We start from the raw sequence: 18,491 nt of genomic DNA, 5'->3' as shown, positions 1-18,491 counted from the left end.
CAACCCTCTACCCTCTACCCTTCACTCTCACCACAGCGCGATGTGCCCGTCCGTCCGGCTCTCCGTGCCGCCTTCCAGCACGCCCGTTTCGGGGTCGCGGCGAATCATCTGCCCGCGTCCGAACGCGCCGGAGTCGAGCTGCACGCGCACGTCATGGCCGCGTGAGGCCAGCGCACGGGTGAGCTGCTCGCCCAGACCGTGCTCGACCTCCACGGTACGGCCCTGGAGCCACTGCCAGCGCGGGGCGTCGAGCGCCTGCTGCGGGTTCATGCCGTAGCGCACGGTGTTGACGACGACCTGAAGGTGGCCCTGCGGCTGCATGAAGCCTCCCATGACGCCGAACGGCCCGACCGGGGTGCCGTCGGCGCGGCCCAGAAAGCCGGGGATGATGGTGTGGTAAGGCCGCTTGCCCGGCGCGAGGGCGTTGGGGTGCGCGGGGTCGGTGTGGAAGTTGTGGCCCCGGTTGTGCAGACCGATGCCGGTGCCGGGCACCACCACGCCGGAGCCGAAGCCCATGTAGTTGCTCTGAATCATGCTGACCATGCCGCCCTCGTCGTCTGCCGCCGCGAGGTAGACGGTGCCGCCGGTGCTGGGGGCGCGGGTGGCGGGGTCGTGGGCCTCGTCGCCGAGGTGGGCGCGGTGGCGCTCGGTGTTGGCCGCGCCCAGCAGCCCCGCCACGTCCACGGGCACGTGGCGGGGGTCGGCCACATAGCTGTGGGCGTCGTGAAAGCCGCGTTTCATCGCCTCGATTTGCAGGTGCAGCCCGGCGGGGTCGTCACGGCGTTCGGGCAGCCGCCCGGCGTCCAGCACGTTCAGCGCCACCAGCGCGGCGATGCCCTGGCCGTTGGGCGGAATCTCGTAGACGCGGTGGTCCAGCCAGTCGGTGTGAATCGGCGTGACCCACTCCGACCGGTGCGCCGCGAGGTCACTGCCGCGCAGCAGCCCGCCGCTCACCCCGGCATGGGCGTCTATCTGCCCGGCAAGTTCGCCCTCGTAAAAGGCCGCGCCGCCCGTCTGCGCGATGAGTTCCAGGGTGCGGGCGTGGGCCTCGCTGCGCCACAGGGCACCGGGACGCGGAACGAAGCCTTCCGGCGCGAAGGTGCGGAACCATTCCTCGAAGACAGGAAGGTTCAGCGCCCGGTAACTGCGAGTCGCCCGCGCCCAGTTCACGGCCAGCACCGGCGAGAGCGGAAAGCCTTCGCGGGCGTAGCGGATGGCCGGGGCGAGGAGTTGCGCGAAGTCCAGCCGCCCGAAGCGCTGGTGCAGGTCGGCCCAGCCGCGCACCGCGCCGGGCACGGTCACGGGGAGCCAGCCGTGCTTGGGCATTTCGCCCCCCGGCAGGGCACCGAGGTGCAGGCCCGCCGGAGCCGCGCCGCTGGCGTTCAGGCCGTGCAGCTCGCCGCCCGCCCACACCAGCGCGAAGGCGTCCCCGCCGATGCCGTTGCTGGTCGGCTCGACCACCGTCAGCGCCGCCGCCGTCGCAATCGCCGCGTCTACCGCGTTGCCGCCCGCTTGCAGGATGCTCAGGCCCGCCTGCGCGGCGAGCGGCTGACTGGTGGCGACCATGCCGCGCCGGGCATAGGCAGGGCGGCGAACGACGGGAAACTCCGGGCTGTGGGTCATGCGCCGCAGAATATCGCCCGCAGGGGAAGGGCCGGGCGACACGGAAAGACCGGAGCGGCTGTCACCCTCCGGTCTTTTCTCTGTGTCTTTTTGGTCTGATAGGGCTTGCGCGTCACCGGGAACTTCTTACTTGGTCTGCGCCACCCGTTCCAGGTCCCCGGCCAGAATCGGCTTGCTCTGCGCCCCGACGGCGGTGGCGGCCAGCGCCCCGGCCGCGTTGGCGACCCGCGCCGCCTGCGCCAGCGGCAGCCCGCTGAGCACCGCGTGGGCAAACGCCGCCGTGAAGGTGTCGCCCGCCCCGGTGGAGTCCACCACCGTCCCTTCGGGCGGCACGGCGTCCACCAGTTCGGTTTCCTCGGGGGTCCAGACCACGCTGCCCATCTTGCCGACCTTGACGGCGACGCGCTCCACGCCCGCCTCGGCGAGTTTGGCGAGGCCTGCGCTGAGGCTGCGGGTGCCGGTCAGGGCGAGCAGCTCGTGCTGGTTGAGGGTGAGGTAGTCGGCCCCGCGCACCTCGGCCACCAGTCCGGTGCCGACCTTTTCCACCGCGCCGGTCCCGAGGTCGATAAAGACAGGGACAGGCTTTTTCGCGGTGCGGGCGATTTCGATGGCCCCCCGCGCATACTCGCGCTGCGGTCCCTCGGTCAGGCTGTAGGCGCTGATGATGAGGGCGTCGGCGCTTTCCACGTCCCGCTTCTTGAGCTTGGCGGGGTCGAGTTGCCGGTTGGCGGCCCCGTCGCTGATCATGGCCCGCTGCCCGCCGGGGGTCTGCATCACCGTGATGGTGCTGGTGAGGTGCTCGGGGTCTTTCTGAATGGCGCCCAGACTCACGCCGCTCGCCTTGATTTCGGCCAGCGCATACTCGGCGAAGGGGTCGTTACCCACGCGGGCCGCCAGCGTGACGGTGTGCCCCAGGCGCGCCAGCGTCACGCTGATGGTGCCGCCCGAGCCGCCCGGCTGCATGGTGGAGCGTTTGGGGGTCACCTCCCTGCCGGGCGCAGGCAAGCGGTCGAGATGGTACAGATGGTCAACAGTCACGTCGCCGATGACGTAGAACTTCACAGCAAAAACCTCCGGTGCACTTCCAACCCGCACGCGGCGGGAGAGTCTTCTTTTGAGGGCCGACCTGACAGGCAAGCTCTGCGGGCAAAGAAAAACGGAACCCCGCTCAGGCGGACGGCGCCCGCAAAAGCTCTGGTTGGCCGTTGAGAATCAGACGGGCTTACCGTACCACGCCCAGCGCGACGGCGACGGCCCGCAGTCCACTCAACGGCACGTCCTCGGCCCGGACATCGGGGCGCAGGCCGAGGCTTGCGAGCGCCGCGTCAATCGCCTCGCCTCCGTGCCCCATCATCCGCAGGTTGTTGCGTAGGGTCTTGCGGCGGTACCTCAGCGCGTTGTCCACGAACGACACGAACGCCGGGTCCGGCTGCGCCCGCGTGCGGTCGAAATCCAGCCGCACCACACTGCTCGTGACGTCAGGTGCCGGGAAAAAGGCGCCCTTGGGCACGTCGCGCACGTGTTTGACACTGCCGTAGAGGGACGTGACCGCACTCAGGAACCCGTAGTTGTCCTGCCCCGGTTTCGCGGCCAGCCGCTGCGCGACTTCCTTTTGCACCAGCACGGTGGCCGACACCACGCCGGGGGCCTGCATGAAACGGGTCAGCAGCAGCCCGGTGATGTAGTAGGGCAGGTTGGCAATCACGCGGGTTCCGGCGGGCAGGGCCGCGTAGTCGAAGTCCAGGGCGTCACCCCAGACCACGTTCACGTCCAGCCCGGCCAGCGTCTCGGCCAGCACGGGCCGCAGCCGCTCGTCCTTTTCCAGCGCCGTGACCCGTGCGCCCCGGCTCGCCACCTCACGGGTCAGCACGCCCAGGCCGGGGCCGATTTCCAGCACGTTTTCCCCCGGCGCGGCGCCCCCCGCCTCGGCAATCGAGCGCAGGATGTTGCCGTCGATCAGGAAGTTCTGCCCGAGGCTCTTGGTGGGCTTCAGGCCATGCGCGGCGAGCAGTTCGCGCACGCGGGCCGGAGAGTACAGCGGCGCGGTGTCGGAAGCGGGGGCAGCGGACGTGGGAGCGGGGGCGGGCGGTTCGTTGGTCATAGGGTCGGGTCCATAGGGTAGCGGGTCCAGAGGTTGACGGGTCAGGAGGTGGGCAGGTCACGGGGCTGGCCCACCCTTCCCGCCTGAGCACGGGAAGAGGAAGGGGGGAAGGGCCGAGGGAAAGTCAAGGCGGCGCGGCAGACAGCGCGGGCCGGGATTCGGCCTCTAAAATACACGGCATGACCGATTCAGCCCGTCCGGGCAGCGAAGTGGCTCTGCCCGGCGAGTCCGGCGTGCCCGACTGGAAGACGTTTGCCCGCAGCGGCGAGTGGCGGCGTGCCCAGGCCGCCGCCACCCTGACGAACGCCGACCCCGACGTGGTGGCGGCCCTGAGCGCCCTGAGCGCCCTGCAAGGCGACGTGCGGGCACGGAAATACCCGGCGGCCCGGCGCGGCCTGAGCGCCTACGCCGCCGCCCTGAGCGAACTGGACACCCGCGCCCAGGGCGAGGCGGCGCTGCTGCGCTCGCTGGCGGCGCCGGAAGTGCTGACCCCGGCGGTGGACGCCCTGGACCGCGCCAGCGGCGAGGCCGACCCCGGCGAGTTGCAGGCCAAGCTCGCGCCCGCGCACGCCCACGCGCTGACCCGCGCCGAGGCCATGAACGCGCTCGGCGTGCTGCACGCGCTGCGGGGCGAAGGCGAGGCCGCCCGCGCCCGTTTCGAGGAAGCGCTCGCCCACGACGCCGAGCACTACCGCGCCCGCATGAACGTGGGCAACCTCGACCTGGAAGCCGGGCAGCTGCCCGAAGCCGAGGCCGCCTACCGCGAGGTGCTCAAACTCGCCCCCGAGTACGACGGCGCCCACCACAACCTCGGGGTGGCGCTGCGGCGACAGGGCAAGCTGTACGAGTCGGTCGGGTCCATTCGCAAGGCGCAGCGCCTGGGCGTGCGTGGTGCCCAGGCCGCCGCCAAGGAGGACATGCAGGAGCAGCTGCGTCTCAACCCCCGGCTGCGCTGGATTCGTGCGGGCGTGTTCGTCGGCGTGGCCCTGCTGCTGGGGCTGCTGGCGTGGCTGGGCCGGGGCGGGACGTGAAGGGCCGGGGCAGGGCGTGAGCGAGGCGGTCCTCTCCCCCGCTGACGTGCGGGCGCTGGACGCCGAGCTGGACCGGGCCGGACTGCTCGAACTGGCGATGGAAGAAGCGGGCCGGGCGGTGGCCGACGCCGCGCACGCCTGCGCCCCGGCAGGCCGAATCCTCCTGCTCGCCGGAAACGGGGCCAACGGCGGCGACGCGCTGGTGGCGGCCCGGCATCTGCTGGCGCTGGGGCGCGAGGTGCGGGTGCTGGCGCTGCCGTCCAAGCATCCCCTGACCCGCCGCAATCGCAGGCGACTGGGCAAAGTGGGCGTTGCCGCCACGCCGCTGACCCCTGCCCATCTGCGACGTGAACTGCGGGACGCCGCGCTGGTGGTGGACGGGCTGCTGGGCACGGGGTTGACCCCGCCGCTGCGTCCGGCGCTGGCCGAAGTGGTGGCCGGGGTGAACGCCGCCAGCGTCCCCGTGCTCGCCATTGACCTGCCCACCGGCCTGGACGCCCTGAGCAGCGAAGTGACGGGCGAACCCCTGCGCGCCGACTGGACGGTCACGCTGTCGGGGTTCAAGCCCGCGCTGCTGTTCGGCCCGGCGGCGCACCTCGCCGGAGAGGTCACGCTGGCCGACCTGCGTCTGCCCCCCGGCTGGGCGGGTCGGCACGCGCTGGCGACCCGCCCCACGCCCGCCGAGGTCGCGCCGCTGCTGCCCGTGCGATACGCCGACGCGCACAAGGGCACAGCGGGGCGGGTGTGGGTGTTGGGCGGGCACCCCGGCACGGCAGGCGCGGCGGCTCTGGCCGGGGTCGGGGCGCTGCGGGCCGGGGCCGGACTGGTCACGGTCCACTCGGCGGCAGAGGTGCCGCTGGTCATGCCCGAACTGATGATTCGGCGGCACACCGACCTGCACGGCTTTTTGCAGGCGACGGACGAACGCCCGGACGCCCTGTGCGTGGGCATGGGCCTGGGACCGGACGCGCCCGCGCTGGCCCGGCAGGTGCTCGGCTGGCGGCTTCCCACTGTGCTCGACGCCGACGCCCTGCAACCCGAACTCGCGGGCGCGGGCCACGACGCCTGCCTCTGGACACCCCACCCCGGCGAGGCGGCGCGGCTGCTGGGCGTTTCTACCCCGGACGTGACCCGTGACCCCATCGCGGCAGCAAAGGCACTCCAGGAGCGTTTCGGCGGCGTGGTCGTCCTCAAAGGTGGCCCCTCCACCATTGCGCACGCGGGCGGCATCTGGGTCAGTCGGGGCGGGCATCCCGGCATGGCGAGCGCAGGCATGGGCGACACGCTTTCGGGCCTGCTGGCGGCGCTGCTCGGGCAGGGGCTGAGTGCGCCGGACGCCGCGCTCGCCGGGGTCACGCTGCACGCCCGTGCCGGGGAACTCGCCGGGGCGAAACATGGCTACGGGCTGACGGCGACGGACGTGAGCGCAGAACTCGGGGCGGCGTGGCTGACACTACTCCGAAAAATAGATCGCGCATCCAATCCATTTTTCAAAGTGGTATGATACGGATTCCGATTGAATCTGGTAGTTTCAGATTCAATCCGACTTGCAAAGCTGCGCAGCAGAGCGAATGCGAGTAGGAAAAAATACGGTTTTAAGGAGATGGACGGGCATCCGGCGCCTTTCCGGATGTTCGAGAATCGGATTAAAACCGTATGAGACTGCGCCGACACGCCCCGGCCTGAAGCCGCGACCCGTGAGCCTTACAGTCTCGGAGCCGCCCAGCGGTCAGACTGACCCATGCCACACCTCTACCCCTCACTCCCGCACCGGCCACGCCCTTCCCTGTCACGTCTTCGCCTGGCGCTGGCCCTCGGGGCGGCCCTGCTGGGTTCGCCGGTGACTGCGCAGAACGCTCCGGCGGTGAAGTTCGTTCCCTACGCCAGCGGGCTGAAAAGTGTCACGACCATCACCCCGGCGGGCGACGGCTCGGGGCGGCTGTACGTGACGTTGCAGGCGGGGCAGGTGCGGGTCATCGACCGCGGCAAGCTGCGGCCTGAGCCGTTTCTCGATGTCAGCCGCCTGACCAGCGCGGGCGGTGAGCGCGGCCTGCTGGGCCTGACCTTCGACCCCCGCTACAAGCAAAACCGCCGCCTCTACATCCACTACACCGACCGGAGCGGCGACACGGTGCTGGCCCGTTACCTCGCCAGCGCGGACTTCTCGCGGGCCGACCCGGCGAGTGGGCGCGTTCTCTTTACTGCCAAGCAGCCCTATGCCAATCACAACGGCGGGCAAATCGAGTTCGGCCCTGACGGCTTTCTCTACCTGGGCCTGGGCGACGGGGGCAGCGGCGGCGACCCGCAGAACAACGGGCAGAACCTGTCCTCGCCGCTGGGCAAGCTGCTGCGGTTCGACGTCAGCGGCGACCGCGCCAAACCTGCGGCGGGCAACCCGTTTGTCAACCGCTCCGGCGCCAACCCCAACATCTGGGCGTATGGCCTGCGCAATCCGTGGCGCTTTTCCTTCGACCGCACGACCGGCGACCTGGTCATCGCCGACGTGGGCCAGAACACCTTCGAGGAAGTCAACCGCCAGCCCCGTGCCAGCAAGGGCGGCGAAAACTACGGCTGGCGCCTGCGCGAAGGCCGGGCATGCTACGAACCCGCCCAGGGCTGCCCCTCTCAGGGCCTGACCGGGCCGGTGCTGACCTACGGCCGCAGCGAAGGGCAAAGTGTCACGGGCGGCTACGTGTACCGGGGAAACGCCATTCCCGCGCTTAAGGGTCGATATGTCTTCGGGGACTTCGGCAGCGGCAACGTCTGGGCCGCTCGCATGACCGGCGGCACCTGGAGCAAGGCCCTGCTGGGCACCGTCAAAGGCCCTTCCGCCTTCGGGCAGGACGAAGCGGGCGAGCTGTACGTGGCCGAGTATTTCACTGGCCGCATTCTGAAGCTGGGACGCTGATACGGTTTTAATCCGATTCCCGAACATCCGGAAAGGAGCCGGATGCCCGTCCATCTCCTTAAAACCGTATTTCTTCCATGCGCTCCGCGCAAAATTGCGCCCGGACATGTCCGGGACTCAATTTGAAACCGTATGATACGGATTCCGATTGAATCTGGTAGTTTCAGATTCAATCCGAATTGCAAAGCTGCGCAGCAGAGCGGATGCGAGTAGGAAAAAATACGGATTCTGCGATATGGATGCACAGGCGGCGCTTTCCCGACTGTGCAGGAATTAAGCGGAATCCGTATGAGTCGCACGGGACGGCTTCCCTTCCAAGACAGGTCGGAACACCGCCGACCTGTTTTTCCATCGTCGCTCTCCTGGAGTAGGGGTCGCCCCAGCTCACCCAAAGTACCCCAGCACCTCAATCAGCAGCCGGGCGTACTCATCGGGCTTGATGCCGCGCTTGTCGATTTTCACCGAGGGCGGGAAGGTCACCACTTCGGTCTTGTGCGGGAACTTCTTCAGGCCCGGCGCGTCGTAGTCCAGCGCCTTGTAGGCGAAGGTGATTTGCAGTTGCGTCATCGTCTCGCCGATGCCCAGCACGCGTTTGGCGAGGGCCGTCAGCCGCAGCTTGGCGAGGTCGATGAAGTTCTGCACTTCCGGGGTGGGCGGGCCGTATTTCTTGCGCAGGTCGCGCTCGACGCGGGAGATGGCCTGGAGGGTGCGGGCGTCGCTGAGGCGGCCATAGGTGGCGATGCGCTCGCCCTCGTCGGGCTGCCCGTCGGCGTCCACAAAGTACTCGGGCGTCAGGCGGGCGTTCACCGGCAGGTCGATGGACACGCTCGGCGCGGCCTCCACCTTCTCGCCCTTGAGCTTGGCGACAGCTTCGGCCAGCAGCTCGGTGTACACGTCAATGCTCACCGCCTGCACGTGCCCGTGCTGCTCCTCGCCCAGGATGTTGCCCACGCCGCGAATTTCCATGTCCTTTTCGGCCAGCAGGTGCCCGCTGCCGAGGTCTTGCAAATCCGCGATGGCCCACAGCCGCCGCTGCGCGTTCTCGGTCAGGCGTGGGGGGTAAAAGAGGTAGGCGTAAGCGGTCTGCGAACGCCGTCCCACACGGCCCCGAAGCTGATAGAGCTGCGCGAGGCCCAGGCGGTCACTGCGCTCGATCAGGATGGTGTTGGCCTCGGGGATGTCCAGGCCCGTTTCCACAATCGTGGTCGCCAGCAGCACGTCGAACGCGCCCTGCTCGAAGCCCAGCATGATTTCTTCGAGTTCTTCCTCGTTCATGCGCCCGTGCGCCACGCCGATGCGGGCTTCCGGCACCAGATTGCGCAGGTACAGGCTGCGTGCGCCGATGCTCGCCACGCGGTCGTGGATGTAAAAGACTTTGCCGCCACGCTCGATTTCCGACACGATGGCGTCACGCACGGTCATGGGGTCGAAGGGCGCGAGGATGGTCTGGATGGGTTTGCGGCCCTTGGGCGGCGTCTGGATGCTGCTCATGTCGCGCAGGCCCACCATGCTCATGTACAGCGTGCGCGGAATCGGCGTGGCCGACAGGGCCAGCGTATCCACCGCCTTTTCGTCGCCCTGCATGGTCAGTTTGCCGTCCACCATCTCGGGCAGGCCGCGCAGTTGCCGCAACTTTTCCTTCTGGCCCACACCGAAGCGGTGCTCCTCGTCCACGATAATCAGGCCGAGGTCTTTGAACTCGATGTCGCCCGAGAGCAGGCGGTGCGTGCCGATGAGGATGTCCACCTTGCCCGCTTTCAGGTCGGCCAGAATCTGCCGCGACTGGGCGGGCGTGGTAAAGCGCGATAAGCCCTCCACGCGCACCGGCAGCCCCTTCATGCGCTCGACGAAGGTGGAGGTGTGCTGCTCGGCCAGCAGCGTGGTCGGCACCAGAATGGCGACCTGTTTGCCGTGCCCGACGACGCGGTGCGCGGCCCGCAGCGCGACTTCGGTTTTGCCGAACCCCACGTCGCCCGAAATCAGGCGGTCGGCGGGGTTGGGTTTTTCGAGGTCGCGCATGGTTTCCTTGAGCGCCCGCACCTGGTCGGCGGTGAGTTCAAAGGCGAAGTTTTTCTCGACCTGCTCGTCCCACTCGGGCTGCGGGGCAAAGGTGTTGCCGGGCGTGACCTGCCGGGCGGCGTACTGCACCAGCAGTTTGGCGGCCACCGCTTCGGCGTTCTTGCGGGCCTTTTCCTTGGCCTTGCTCCAGTCCTTTTTGTCGAAGCTCGACAGTTGCGGCGGGTCGTCGGTGGTGCCGGGGTGACGGCGCAGCACGGGCAGTTGCTCGATGGGCACGCTCAGGCGCGAGCCGCCCCGGTACTCGATGTTGAGGTAATCGCGGGTGACGCCCAGCACCTTGCGCGTTTCCAGGCCCAGAAACTGCCCGATGCCGTGTTCGGGGTGAATCAGGAAGTCGCCCACGCTCAGGCCCAGCGCGTCGGTGACAGGCCGCCCCGCCATCTTCTTGCCGCGCAGGGCACTGCCGCCCTGAAACCCGTAAATCAGGTCTTCGGTGATGACCACCGTCTTGTGTTCGGGGATGACAAAGCCGCCCTCGCCCGCCGAGCGCAGGAAGCCCAGTTCGCCGGGGGCCAGACGCGGAATGCCGAGCCAGGGAATCTCCTGCGAATTCAGCAGTTTGTCGGCCAGATACGCCGCCGTGCGGTCGTGGCGCACCAGAATAAAGACGCGGTAGCCGCTCCCGCGCCACTCGGCAATGTCGCGCTCCAAATCCGAGAGGCGGGCGCGGTAAAAGGGCAGCGTTTGCAGGCCGGTGTGCAGGTCGGGGAGTTCCAGCGGCGAACGCCCGAAGCTGGTGACGGTGCGCCCCGCGAGTTTGGGCCAGAGCGTGTCGGTCAGCACCCCCAGCGCGGAAGCGTAGAACTCGGGCGAGTCCAGAAAGACGTGCCCCGGCAAAAGCTCCAGCCGCGTGGCGTCCCACCTGGTTTCGGTGAGGTAGTCATTGGTGGGTTCCAGGGTAAAGCTCTGGATTTTCTCGCCGCCCACGCCGCCCACGGGCAACTGGCGCAGGGTGTCCAGTTCGTCGCCAAAGAACTCGGCCCGAATCCACACGCCTTCTTCCGCGTCGGCGGGCAACCCCACACCGGGCGCGAGGCGCAATTCCAGCGTGTCGCCCTTGATTTCAAAGCCCGGTTCTTCCCCCCGCTCGTAGCCGAATTTTTCCAGCCGTTCCAGCAGCGCCTCACGCGGGTAGCTGGCCCCCACCTTCAGGCTCAGGGCATGGTCTTCGGGGTGGCGGGGGAACAAATCCAGCGCCGTGTTCACGTCCAGCACCACATGCTCGGCCCGCGTTTCCCAGTCGCGCAGGCCAGGGTTTACGCTGACCGGCACGCCAAACGCCCCCGCCGTGGCGTAGCTGGGCAGGCGGTCGGGGGTGGTCAGCAGGACGGCGGGGCCAGGGTAGGCGGCAAACAGCGCGGCGCGGGCGATTTGCGGGAGCAGCAGCAGGTTGCCGTAGGGCGCGGGGTCGAGCAATTTGGTGAGGTTGGGCGTGGAGGCGGAAGGCACCTGGGGATTTTACGCCTGTGGGGGAATAGGCATGGGTGCTTACTTCCAGTGCAGATAACGGCTGCGGTGATACTCCAGATGCGCCGGGTTCAGGTGATGCTGCGGGTGAACCTGCAAGTGGCCGGGAAGACCGAGAAGTTGCAGGTCATCCCCGATGCCGAAAGCCCCGAAATCGAACAGGACGTGATGGTTGGGGCAGAGGCACAACAGATTGTCGGCGGTGTCCGGGCCATGATGCGGCGCCCCGAGCGGGCGGATGTGGGCCGCCTCCGCGTAGGCTCCCGCCGCCGTTTCCAGTCGCTCGCCGCAAACCTGACAGCGGTGGTCGTACATGGCTTTGACCGCGCGGGCAGCGGCGGTATCGCGCACAATTCGCTGAATCAGAGTCGGCTTCCGCTCCGGCCCCTGCCCCGGTTGGGCAGACTCCAGCTTGACCAGCCGGAAACGCCAGATGCGAAAGCCCGACCTTCCCAGTTCGCGCCAGTGGTCGTCTACCCGGTACAGCCCGGCGTATTCGTAGCCTCCACGTTTGAGCTTGCGAGCTACACGAACAGGCAAACCGTCGCGGTGGCTGACCGCCAGAGCGAGGTTGCCGCGCACGAGCTGCTGATGCTTGACTTGTCGGCCCGTCACCGGGTCACGTCCGCCTTCGCCGGTGTAGACGATGACTACGCCCTCGTCGTGGTCGTCCTCGTAGCCGCCCGACAGCACGATGGAGTCGGCCCCTTCCACCGCCGAGCCGCTGATGCCTGCCTGGGTGGGGAGGTGCACGCCCGCGTCACGCAGTTCCTGCCGGTTGACGAATGTCGCACCCTCTCCAACGCCGGGAACCGCGCCGAAATGCCGTGCCATGTCGCCATTGTTTCACTCTCGGCCCGGCCCCCTCACGTGGCCCCCTCACGTCCCGTCAGGCCCGCTGCGGCATTCTGTGAGGCCATGAAACAGCGTCCCTTCCTCGCGGCCCTGACCCTGCTGCTGACCGCCTGTGGACAGCTTGACACCCAGCCCGCCGGTCTGCCCGACCGCGACGTTGCCCTGGGCCAGCAGCTCAGCACCGAAGTCAGCGAGCCGTGGCGCGGGCGCTGGGAGGTCAGCCGGGTTCCCGAGTGGCTCGAAGTGTCGGGCGCAGACGGCGCCAAAAGTGGAGAGGGGGCCGTGCGGCTGACCGTCACTGCCCGCCGCCACGCCGCCACGCCGGTGGCCGCCGACCAGCCGCAGCTCAGGGGCGAAATCGAGGTGAACTGGACCGGCGAGAACGAGCAGCGGGGCACCGCCCGCTGGACCGTGACCGCCGACCAGTACCGCCTGACCGGGCGCGTGACCGAACGCCCCTCGGTGGCCGGGCAGGACCTGCGCCCGGGCCAGCCGTCCGCCCCAGCCCCGCAGCGCGAGGTGCGCGGACTCATCGTGACCTACCGCAGTGCGGCGAGCCGGGACGCGGCGGTTTCGCCCGCGCTGAGTGCTCAGGCGGCCCTCCCCGCCGAGGCGCGGCAGGCGCGGGCCACCCTGGACGCGCTCGGGGTGCCCGCTTCCGCACGGCAGGCCCTGAGCGAGCGCAGCGTGGTGCTGCGGGTAAGCGGCGCGGCGGCGGCCCAGGCCCAGAGCGTGCTCTCTGCCGACCCCGCCGTGCTCTCGGTCACGCCCAACGTGGTCCTGCACGCGCTGGCGACGCCCGCCGCGTCCTCCCCCGCGTCCCCGGTCGTGCCCACCGACCAGTACGCGCCTTTCCAGTGGGCCTACCCGCTGATGGGCTACGGCGCGGTGTGGCGAGACATGGAAGCGGGCGGCTACGCCAAACCCGTCACGGTGGCGGTGGCCGACTCGGGCGTGCGCTACGACCACCCCGACCTCGACGGGCGGCTGTGGACCCCGCAGGAAGGTGCCCTCGACGTGCTGACCGGCACCGACAACGGCGACGGCGACGGCCCCGACAGCGACCCCACCGACCCGAGCTTCGCCGGGCGCAGGTCCGAGAGCCACGGCACCCACGTCACCGGTATCGTCGTGGCCCGCTGGGGTCAGAATGCGCCGGGTTGCGCGGGGTGCAGCCCCACGGGTGTGGTCGGCGCCAGCTACAGGGCGCCGGTCAAGGTGCTGCCCATCCGGGTGCTCGACGCTCAGGGCCGCACCGACATCGCCGACGTGGTGGCCGCCGTGCGCTACGCCGCCGGGCTGCCGGTCACGCTGGCGGGCAAAACCTACACCGCCCCCCACCCGGCGCAGGTGCTCAACCTGAGTCTGGGCGGCGAAGGCATCGCCCCCGCCGAGGCGCAGCCGATGTGCGACGCGATTGCCCAGGCCCGTGAGCGTGGCGTGCTGACCTTCGCGGCGGCGGGCAACTCCGGCACCGACCAGCCGTACTACCCGGCGGCCTGCCCGGCAGCGGTGGCGGTGAGCAGCGTCACGCTGACGGCGGCAGGCACCCCCACCCACGCGAGCTACAGCAACCACTATGCCCAGGTGCAGCTCAGTGCGCCGGGCGGCAGCTCGGTGGCGGCGCCCACCTATTACTCGGGCGGCACCTTCGGCGGTCAGCCGTTTCCCGACGACATCGTGTCCACCGGCTGGGACTACACCAAGAACCAGCCCAACTACGTCGTCATGGCGGGCACCTCGCAGGCCACGCCACAGGTGGCCGCCGTCGCTGCGCTGCTGCTCAGCAAGGGCGTGACCAGCGGGCCGCAGGACACCCTCGCCCGGCTGGTCGCCACCAGCACCGACCTCGGCCCGGCTGGGCGCGACGAGTTCTACGGCTCCGGCATGGTCAACGCGGCGGCGGCCCTCGGCGCTCCGGCGGTCAGCGACGCGCTGGGGGTCCTGCTCGACGACGGTCAGGGCCACGTCTACCGCCCGGCCATGAATGCCCTCGGCGGCTTTACCGCTTACCTCGGTGAAGGCAGCTACCGCGTCCGCGCAGGCCGCGACCAGGACGCCAACGGTCTGTACGGCGAAACGCACGAGCCGCACTCGCAGCCGGCGCAGGCGTCCCTCTCTCCCCAGCAGCCGCAGCAGGACGTGGGAGAATTGAACATCGTGCCCTGAACCGGGAGCACCCGGCCTTCAGCCTGCCGTGCGCTCTCCCAGCCAGTCCAGAATCAGCTGGCGCACCTCGTCACGCGGCTCGTCGTTGAGCAGTTCGTGGTAGCCGCCCTCAACAATCCGCAGGGTCTTGTCCGGCGCAGGAATCGTCTCGAAAAAGCGCCGGGTGCCGCGCACGTCGGTCAGGCGGTCCTGGTCGCCGTGCAGCAGCAGCGTGGGCAGGCGCCAGCGCGGATAGTCGGCCCACAGCTCGCCGCTGAGCCTGAGCATGGTCCAGGCGGTGCGGGCGCTGACCTTGCCGTGATAGATGCTCTCGTCGGCTTCGTAGGCGCTCACCTCGTCGCTCAGGCGGGACAGGCCGGACGTGCCCAGGTCGGTCACGGGCAGCGCGGGGGCGAGGCGGGCCAGCAGCGGGGCCAGACGCTTGGTCAGCGGCGGCTGCCCTTCCCCGATCAGCAGGGCGGGGCTGCTCAGAATCACCCCGCTCAGGCCACGCGGGTCACGGGCCACACTCGCCGCCGTAATCAGCCCGCCGAGGCTGTGGCCGAAGGCGTAGACGGGAAGGGGCTGACCACGCAGGGCTTCACGTGCCCGGAAGTGGTCGTCCAGCAGCGCCGCCGTGTCCACCAGTCCGCGTGCGCCGGGCGAGTCGCCGTGTCCGCGCTGGTCGTAGGCGTACACCGTGTACCCGGCCCGCACCAGTTCCGGCACCAGCGCGTGATACCGGTCCACGTAGCGCCGGGCGTACTCCCCCAGACCGTGCGTGAGCAGCACGGCGGCGCGGGGAGCCGCAGCAGTCCAGACGTAACCCGTGACCGGCGCCTGCGGGATATTCCACGTTTCGCTCTGCATTCCGGCAGTGTAGCGAGTGTAGCGGGCGTTCGCGTTCGCCCGGTACTCTCAGCCCGGTACTCTCAGCCCGGCATCCGCACATCGGCGGGCAGCAGGCAGCATGGTCGGGCAGCATCGGCGGACAGCATAAAGGCGGCTTGGCCGTTTTCTGAGGTGCCGTGAGGACAGGCGCCCTCACACTGGGCTTATGGCAGACATTGCACGCAAGGCTTCGGCCCACTGGGAAGGCGACCTCAAGTCCGGCAACGGCACTGTGAGCACCGAAAGCGGGGTGCTGTCGCAGGCGCAGTATTCCTTCCGGACCCGCTTCGAAAACGGCCAGGGCACCAACCCCGAGGAACTGCTCGCCAGCGCCCATGCCGGGTGCTTCACCATGCAGCTCTCGGCGCTGATTTCCGCGCACGGCCACGAGATTCAGGCGCTCGACACCGACGCCACCTGCGAGATGGTCAAGGACGGCGCGGGCTTCAAAATCAGCCGCATGCACCTCACCGTGCGCGGCAAGCTGACCGGCTCCGACCAGGCCGACTTCGAGGCGCACGTCAAGGACGCCGCCGAGAAATGCCCCCTGAGCCGCATCATGCAGGGCAACGTGGAAGTCACCCACGAAGCGATTCTGGAAGGCTGATACGGATTCCGATTGAATCTGGCAGTTTCAGATTCAATCCGACTTGCAAAGCTGCGCAGCAGAGCGGATGCGAGTAGGAAAAAATACGGATTCTGCGATATGGATGCACAGGCGGCGCTTTCCCGACTGTGCAGGAATTAAGCGGAATCCGTATGACGCCTCAAGGAGCGCAGCGCCCCGGCTTAGGCTGGGGCGTTGTTCGTTGGCCGCACGGCAAACCGGCCCCCGGAGTGGGAACCGTTCTTCAGGAAGGAGGAAAACCCGGTGGCCGTCGCCCGCTTCGCGCTTGCCCCTGGTCTCCTGGGCACAGGCTTGGGCGCTGCGGCGTGAAAATGTGCGGCCCAAGAATGGGGGAACTGAAATGTAGGGCAGGTCACGTCCCGGTAGACCGGGTTCAGTCGTGGGGGACAACCGAGAACAGCGTCTGCCGAAATCCCAGTGTTGGGGTAAAGTAAGCAGGCATGGACAAGCACATCAAGGTGCCCGAACAGGGCGAAAAGATCACGATGCAGAACGGCAAGCTGACCGTTCCCAACCACCCCATCATTCCCTTCGTGGAAGGCGACGGCACCGGCCCCGACATCTGGCGGGCCAGCGTGCGGGTCTTCGACGCGGCGGTGGAACAGGCCTACGGCAGCGAGCGCAAGCTGGAGTGGATGGAAGTCTACGCCGGTGAAAAGGCGCTGGAGGTCTACGGCGAGAACCAGTGGCTGCCCGAAAGCACCCTGGTGGCCTTCCGCGAGTACCTGTTCGGCATCAAGGGACCGCTGACCACCCCGGTCGGCACCGGCATCCGCTCCATCAACGTGGCGCTGCGTCAGGAACTCGACCTGTACGCCTGCGTGCGTCCGGTGCAGTACTTCGACGGCGTGCCCAGCCCCGTCAAGCGCCCCCAGGACGTGAACATGGTGATCTTCCGTGAAAACACCGAAGACATCTACGCCGGGATCGAGTGGAAGGCCGGGACCGACGAGGCCGAGAAGGTGCGCGGCTTCCTGACCCGCGAAATGAAGGTCACCAAGATTCGTTTCCCCGAGACCTCCTCCTTCGGGGTCAAGCCCGTCAGCAAGGAAGGCACCGAGCGCCTGGTCCGCGCCGCCATCCAGTTCGCCATCGACAACGGGCGCAAGAGTGTGAGCCTGGTCCACAAGGGCAACATCATGAAGTTCACCGAGGGCGGCTTCCGCGACTGGGGCTATGAACTCGCCAAGCGCGAATTCGGCGCGGTGGAAATCGACGGCGGCCCCTGGTGCCAGCTTCCGAACGGCATCGTGATCAAGGACGTGATCGCGGATAACTTCCTCCAGCAGATCCTGCTGCGTCCCACCGAGTACGACGTGATCGCCACCCTGAACCTCAACGGCGACTATGTCTCCGACGCGCTCGCTGCGCAGGTCGGCGGCATCGGCATCGCCCCCGGCGCGAACATCAACTACGTGACCGGGCACGCCATCTTCGAGGCGACCCACGGCACCGCGCCCAAGTACGCGGGCAAGGACGTCATCAACCCCTCCAGCGTGATTCTCAGCGGTGAGATGATGCTGCGTTACATGGGCTGGACCGAAGCCGCCGACCTGATTCTGAAGGGTCTGGACGCCACCATCCAGCAGAAAGTCGTGACCTACGACTTCGCACGTGGCATGGAAGGTGCGGCCGAGGTCAAGACCAGCGAGTTCGCCGACAAGATTATCGAGCACATCCGCAACGCCTGAAAACGGCGTAAGAACAAGGGCTGGGGCCGCTGCTCCAGCTCTTTTTCTTTTGGCTTCTGCCCGTCGGTCTTCCAGGTCGTCACCCCTGGCGAGCGCCGTTCGCCCTATGGTGGGCTGGGCTGGGACGCGTTCCCCGCCTGTGCCGCCCTACCGCCCGAAGTCGCCGCGCCCTCCGAGGACTTACCCATGAACCGCCTTTATCTCCCCCTCGCCTTTGCCCTCGGTTATCTCCTGTCCTGGTTCGTCTGGGGCGTCCCGCTGCCCGCACTGCTGGCGCTGTGGCTGGGCGGCGCGGCGCTGTGGACGTTCGCGCCCAGACGGGGGCAAGGCGGCTGGACGTTCTCGCGCTCGTTTTTTACCGTGGCGCTGCTGGGGCTGGTGCTGTGGCTGGGCGGCGCGGGCGTGGTGGGGCTGCGAATGGTGCTTTCGCCTGACAACCCGCTGCCGCTGAGCCTCTGGGCGCTGTTGCCGACGCTGCTGCTCGGCGGAGCGGTCATCGCCGCAGCCCTGGCGCTGATCACGCAAATGGTCGGACGGGCGCGGCGGGAAAAGGGTCAACCCGTGCTGGTGCCCTGGCTGTGGCTGGCGGGCTGCGTGGCTTTCGCGCTGCTGCCAGCGGTGCGGGTGGACTGTCGTGGGCTGGGCAACGACAGTTTTCTCTCGTCCTCGTCGGGCTTTTCGGGCGCAGCGGGCAGGAACTACTGGGGCAATCACCCCGAACGCATCACCGGGCGGGCGCAGCTTCCTGCCGACCTCGGCGGGCTGGAAGTGAGGGGCGGCGCAGCTTTCTGCACGCGGGACGCGGCGGGGCGCTCACGGGTCCTTAGCTTCCGGGCCAGCCAACCGCAACTCTTGGTCAGGCTCTCGGAGTATGACGGGGCGCGGCGCAATTTCTACGCGCTGTTTTCTGTCGGTGGGCACCAGCAACTCACGCCCTGGAAGGCCGGAAAATGGGTGTCCATCGGGCCTGCCGACCTCACCGATTATCCGGCGTGGCGCGGGGTGAGCGTGGTGAAGGGGTGGCCTGCGGGCATTCCCACACGCTGAAAGGAGCCGCGACCCCCTCCCC

13 protein-coding genes are annotated in these 18,491 nt (G+C 68.6%); 7 read left to right on the top strand and 6 right to left on the bottom strand.

Annotated features, from left to right (window positions below; genetic code table 11):
- Positions 1-27: 27 nt before the first annotated feature.
- The 3 genes from G6R31_RS03315 to rsmA all read right to left on the bottom strand — a co-directional run bounded on the left by G6R31_RS03315 (position 28) and on the right by rsmA (position 3,724).
- A complete protein-coding gene (locus tag G6R31_RS03315) occupies positions 28-1,623 on the bottom strand; it encodes a gamma-glutamyltransferase family protein (protein WP_017869250.1) in 1,596 nt (531 codons plus the stop codon).
- 126 nt (positions 1,624-1,749) lie between these two features.
- On the bottom strand, positions 1,750-2,685 hold the full coding sequence (locus tag G6R31_RS03310; RefSeq protein WP_017869249.1) for a carbohydrate kinase family protein: 936 nt from the start codon (positions 2,683-2,685) through the stop codon (positions 1,750-1,752).
- 160 nt (positions 2,686-2,845) lie between these two features.
- Positions 2,846-3,724 carry a 16S rRNA (adenine(1518)-N(6)/adenine(1519)-N(6))-dimethyltransferase RsmA gene (gene rsmA, locus G6R31_RS03305; RefSeq protein ID WP_017869248.1) on the bottom strand — a complete coding sequence of 293 codons (879 nt, stop codon included), beginning with the start codon at positions 3,722-3,724 and terminating at the stop codon, positions 2,846-2,848.
- Between the two features lie 179 nt (positions 3,725-3,903).
- Between rsmA and G6R31_RS03300 the strand changes: the two genes are divergently transcribed.
- The 3 genes from G6R31_RS03300 (at position 3,904) to G6R31_RS03290 (ending at position 7,663) form a co-directional block, all read left to right on the top strand.
- Complete coding sequence (locus G6R31_RS03300; RefSeq protein ID WP_017869247.1) at positions 3,904-4,755, top strand: tetratricopeptide repeat protein; 852 nt, start codon at positions 3,904-3,906, stop codon at positions 4,753-4,755.
- A 16-nt stretch (positions 4,756-4,771) separates the two neighbouring features.
- Positions 4,772-6,259: a bifunctional ADP-dependent NAD(P)H-hydrate dehydratase/NAD(P)H-hydrate epimerase gene (locus G6R31_RS03295; RefSeq protein ID WP_017869246.1), complete on the top strand. Its 1,488-nt coding sequence runs from the start codon at positions 4,772-4,774 to the stop codon at positions 6,257-6,259.
- 336 nt (positions 6,260-6,595) lie between these two features.
- Positions 6,596-7,663 (top strand): PQQ-dependent sugar dehydrogenase, encoded by a 1,068-nt coding sequence (locus tag G6R31_RS03290; protein WP_235044831.1) that lies wholly within the window; start codon positions 6,596-6,598, stop codon positions 7,661-7,663.
- Positions 7,664-8,047: 384 nt separating this feature from the next.
- On the opposite strand, the gene G6R31_RS03285 is transcribed toward G6R31_RS03290, so the two are convergent.
- Complete coding sequence (locus G6R31_RS03285; RefSeq protein WP_017871609.1) at positions 8,048-11,191, bottom strand: DEAD/DEAH box helicase; 3,144 nt, start codon at positions 11,189-11,191, stop codon at positions 8,048-8,050.
- A gap of 39 nt (positions 11,192-11,230) precedes the next feature.
- Entirely contained in the window at positions 11,231-12,043 is an 813-nt protein-coding gene (locus G6R31_RS03280; protein WP_017871608.1) for a YDG/SRA domain-containing protein, read from the bottom strand.
- 84 nt (positions 12,044-12,127) lie between these two features.
- On the opposite strand from G6R31_RS03280, the gene G6R31_RS03275 reads away from it, so the two are divergent.
- Entirely contained in the window at positions 12,128-14,233 is a 2,106-nt protein-coding gene (locus tag G6R31_RS03275; protein ID WP_017871607.1) for a S8 family serine peptidase, read from the top strand.
- 18 nt (positions 14,234-14,251) lie between these two features.
- On the opposite strand, the gene G6R31_RS03270 is transcribed toward G6R31_RS03275, so the two are convergent.
- Positions 14,252-15,082, bottom strand: a complete 831-nt coding sequence (locus tag G6R31_RS03270; protein ID WP_017871606.1) for an alpha/beta hydrolase — start codon at positions 15,080-15,082, stop codon at positions 14,252-14,254.
- A gap of 187 nt (positions 15,083-15,269) precedes the next feature.
- On the opposite strand from G6R31_RS03270, the gene G6R31_RS03265 reads away from it, so the two are divergent.
- The 3 genes from G6R31_RS03265 to G6R31_RS03255 all read left to right on the top strand — a co-directional run bounded on the left by G6R31_RS03265 (position 15,270) and on the right by G6R31_RS03255 (position 18,469).
- Positions 15,270-15,710, top strand: coding sequence for an OsmC family protein (locus tag G6R31_RS03265; protein WP_017871605.1), 441 nt, complete (start codon positions 15,270-15,272; stop codon positions 15,708-15,710).
- Positions 15,711-16,171: 461 nt separating this feature from the next.
- A complete protein-coding gene (icd, locus tag G6R31_RS03260) occupies positions 16,172-17,422 on the top strand; it encodes an NADP-dependent isocitrate dehydrogenase (protein WP_017871604.1) in 1,251 nt (416 codons plus the stop codon).
- Positions 17,423-17,608: 186 nt separating this feature from the next.
- Entirely contained in the window at positions 17,609-18,469 is an 861-nt protein-coding gene (locus G6R31_RS03255; RefSeq protein WP_017871603.1) for a hypothetical protein, read from the top strand.
- Positions 18,470-18,491: the final 22 nt, after the last annotated feature.

It is taken from the genome of Deinococcus wulumuqiensis R12, assembly GCF_011067105.1.
Taxonomy (GTDB): domain Bacteria; phylum Deinococcota; class Deinococci; order Deinococcales; family Deinococcaceae; genus Deinococcus; species Deinococcus wulumuqiensis.
This window is presented reverse-complemented; position numbering and strand designations above follow the sequence as displayed.